We start from the raw sequence: 3133 nt of genomic DNA, 5'->3' as shown, positions 1-3133 counted from the left end.
GGCGGGCCGGGAGCGGGTGCTGTCCCGGTTCACCTGGGCGCAGGCCGCCCGTGGCACCGCCGAGCTGTACCGCGCGGCGATCGCCCGGCGGGCCGGCGCCCGGCCGGCGCCGTAACCCCGTGCCGTGACCTCCGTGCCGTACCTGTACTCGTACCCGTGCCCTACCCGTACGTCCGTACCTCCGACCGCGAAAGCAGGACGACTCTGTGCTGACCGTGGACTTCACCCGCTTCCCGCTCGCCGCGGGCGACCGTGTGCTCGATCTTGGGTGCGGCGCGGGCCGGCACGCCTTCGAGTGTTACCGGCGGGGCGCCCAGGTCGTGGCTCTCGACCGGAACGGCGAGGAGATCCGCGAGGTCGCCAAATGGTTCGCCGCGATGAAGGAGGCCGGAGAGGCGCCGCAGGGCGCCACCGCCACCGCGATGGAGGGCGACGCGCTCCAACTGCCCTTCCCTGACGGGTCGTTCGACGTCGTCATCGTCTCCGAGGTGATGGAGCACATACCGGACGACAAAGGACTGCTCGCCGAGGTGGTCCGGGTGCTGCGGCCCGGCGGGCGGATCGCGGTCACCGTGCCGCGGTACGGCCCGGAGAAGGTGTGCTGGGCGCTCTCCGACGCGTACCACGAGGTCGAGGGCGGCCATATCCGTATCTACAAGGCAAGTGAACTGCTCGGCCGGATAAGGGAGGCCGGGCTCAAGCCGTACGGCACGCACCACGCGCACGCGCTGCACGCGCCGTACTGGTGGCTCAAGTGCGCGTTCGGCGTGGACAACGACAAGGTGCTGCCGGTCCGCGCGTACCACAGGCTGCTGGTCTGGGACATCATGAAGAAGCCCGCCGTCACCCGGGTCACCGAGCAGTTGCTCAATCCGGTGGTCGGCAAGAGCTTCGTGGTCTACGCGACCAAGCCGCGCCTTCCTGCGGCGGATGCCAAGTGACCTTGGCCGGCCGTGGGCCCGACGCCACGGAACATCTCGTCCTGCCCGGTGTGCTCACCGCCGAACAGGCCGCCGAGACCGTCGCCGGCATCCTCGCCGTACAGCACCGGGACGGTGCCATCCCGTGGTTCCGCGGTCACCATCTCGATCCTTGGGACCATGTCGAGGCCGCCATGGCGCTGGACGCGGCGGGCGAACACACGGCGGCGGCACGGGCGTACGAGTGGCTCGCCAGGCACCAGAACGAGGACGGGTCCTGGTACGCGGCGTACGAGGACCCGGCCGGGCCCGGAGCTGTGGCTTTGGGCGCGAGTGCCGGGGCCGGGCCTGCTGGCGCCGACTCAGGTCACACCATCACCCGGCCCAGCGACCTGGGCCGCGAGACCAACTTCGTCGCGTACTCCGCCGTCGGCATCTGGCACCACTATCTGGCCACCGGCGACGACGCGTTCCTCGACCGGATGTGGCCCGTCGTACACGCCGCGATCGAGTTCGTCCTCGTACTCCAGCAGCCCGGCGGACAGCTCGGCTGGAAGCGCGAGGCGGACGGTACACCCGTCAACGACGCGCTGCTGACCGGGAGTTCGTCCGTACACCAGGCATTGCGCTGTGCGCTCGCGATCGCCGAGGAACGCGAGGAGCCGCAGCCCGACTGGGAGTTGGCGGCGGGCGCGCTCGGGCACGCGATACGCCGTCATCCCGAACGGTTCCTCGACAAGAGCCGCTACTCGATGGACTGGTACTACCCGGTGCTCGGCGGCGCGGTGACCGGAGCGCAGGCCACGGCACGGATCGCGGCGGGCTGGGACCGCTTCGTGGTGCCGGGTCTCGGAGTGCGCTGTGTCGTGCCCAATCCCTGGGTGACGGGCGGTGAGAGCTGTGAACTGGCCTTGGCCCTGTGGGTGATGGGCGAGTCCGACCGGGCGCTGGAGGTGCTCCAGTCCATCCAGCATTTGCGCGCCGAGGGCGGGATGTACTGGACGGGCTATGTCTTCGAGGGCAACCGCGCCGTCTGGCCGGAGGAACGCACCACCTGGACGGCGGGCTCGCTGCTGCTGGCGGTGGCCGCGCTCGGCGGCGAGGAGGCGACCACCGCCGTGTTCAGCGGCGAGCGCCTGCCACGCGGTCTGGAGCCCGACTGCTGCCGCTGAGCCGGGCGCCCCGGCCGTGGTGAAACCCGGACGGCCCAGCCCGGGTGGCGGTGGTACGGGTACGGCGTGACGCTTCAGGCAGTCCGCCAGGGAGGTTCGCCGTGTCCGTCGAGGCTCACACCACCGCCAGCGGTCCGATACGCCGCGCCGTGACGGTGCTGCTCCTGATCTGCGCGCTCCTGCTGCCCACGGCCGCATGTGGCGGCGGTGACGACAACGACGGAGCGGGCGCGGCCACACCGGCGGCGGTGGAGACGACGAGTTCCGCGCAGGCGCGGAAGTTCGCCAAGACACGTTTCGTCGCCAACGCCGGTCTCGCGGCGGGCGCAACGTACCAGTGGATCGTCAAGCCGTACCGCGCGGGCAAGTTCAAGAAGGACGCGAGCGGCCGTAAGTACGCCTTGATCAAGGCCGGTCTCGCGGGCGCCTTCGCCTACAACCGGCTCAAGGCGGCGGCCGAGAACGCCAAGGGCGATCCGCTGCTCGCCAAGGCGATGGGCCCGCTCGACGCCGGGATCGCGTCGCTCAAGGGCATCGGCGCCAAGCTCGGCAAGGGCGAGGCGGGAAGCGCCGAGGTCGGCATGTTCGAGACGGTCATCAATGACGTCAAGGGCGCGGGCAGCGGCGCGGGCGCCGTGGTGAAGGACAAAGTGCCGTCGGTGACACAGCTCAGCCGCAGCTGACCGTCCCAGTCCCACCGGGCGCCGGCGACGAAACGACAACGGCCTCCCGCCGTAAGGCGAGAGGCCATCGCTGTGGCTCTATATCTCTCTATATGTACGGTACGGAGTCAGCCGCGCTGGATGCCCGAGGTGTCCTGGAGCACACCGCGGCGGCCGTCCTGCGTCTGGGCCACCAGACCGGTACCGCGCTGCTCGACCGCGAGATACCAGGTGCCGGGCGCCAGTTCGGCGATCGGCGTCGGCGAACCGTCCTCACCGAACAGCGGACGGGCCACCGGCACCGCGAACCAGAACGGAGCGAAGTCCCCGGCGGGCGTCGCGCCACCGGCCGACGGCTGGCCGGGCCGGCCCGCGCCCG

At 70.9% G+C, this 3133-nt stretch carries 3 protein-coding genes and 1 pseudogene; 3 read left to right on the top strand and 1 reads right to left on the bottom strand.

Going from position 1 to position 3133, the window contains the following annotated elements; genetic code table 11:
• Positions 1-206 precede the first annotated feature (206 nt).
• From GA0115259_RS30535 to GA0115259_RS30525, 3 genes are all read left to right on the top strand, one after another.
• Positions 207-941: a class I SAM-dependent methyltransferase gene (locus tag GA0115259_RS30535; protein ID WP_093602997.1), complete on the top strand. Its 735-nt coding sequence runs from the start codon at positions 207-209 to the stop codon at positions 939-941.
• Positions 942-943: 2 nt separating this feature from the next.
• Positions 944-2092: a prenyltransferase gene (locus tag GA0115259_RS30530; RefSeq protein ID WP_093602999.1), complete on the top strand. Its 1149-nt coding sequence runs from the start codon at positions 944-946 to the stop codon at positions 2090-2092.
• Positions 2093-2193: 101 nt separating this feature from the next.
• A complete protein-coding gene (locus GA0115259_RS30525) occupies positions 2194-2775 on the top strand; it encodes a hypothetical protein (protein ID WP_093602995.1) in 582 nt (193 codons plus the stop codon).
• A gap of 107 nt (positions 2776-2882) precedes the next feature.
• On the opposite strand, the pseudogene GA0115259_RS30520 reads toward GA0115259_RS30525, so the two are convergent.
• Positions 2883-3133: pseudogene (locus tag GA0115259_RS30520) on the bottom strand (hypothetical protein); the annotation flags it as partial.

The organism is Streptomyces sp. MnatMP-M17 (genome assembly GCF_900091995.1).
GTDB lineage: Bacteria > Actinomycetota > Actinomycetes > Streptomycetales > Streptomycetaceae > Streptomyces.
Note: the sequence above shows the minus strand (reverse complement) of the source record. Positions and strands in the feature narration are given on the sequence as shown.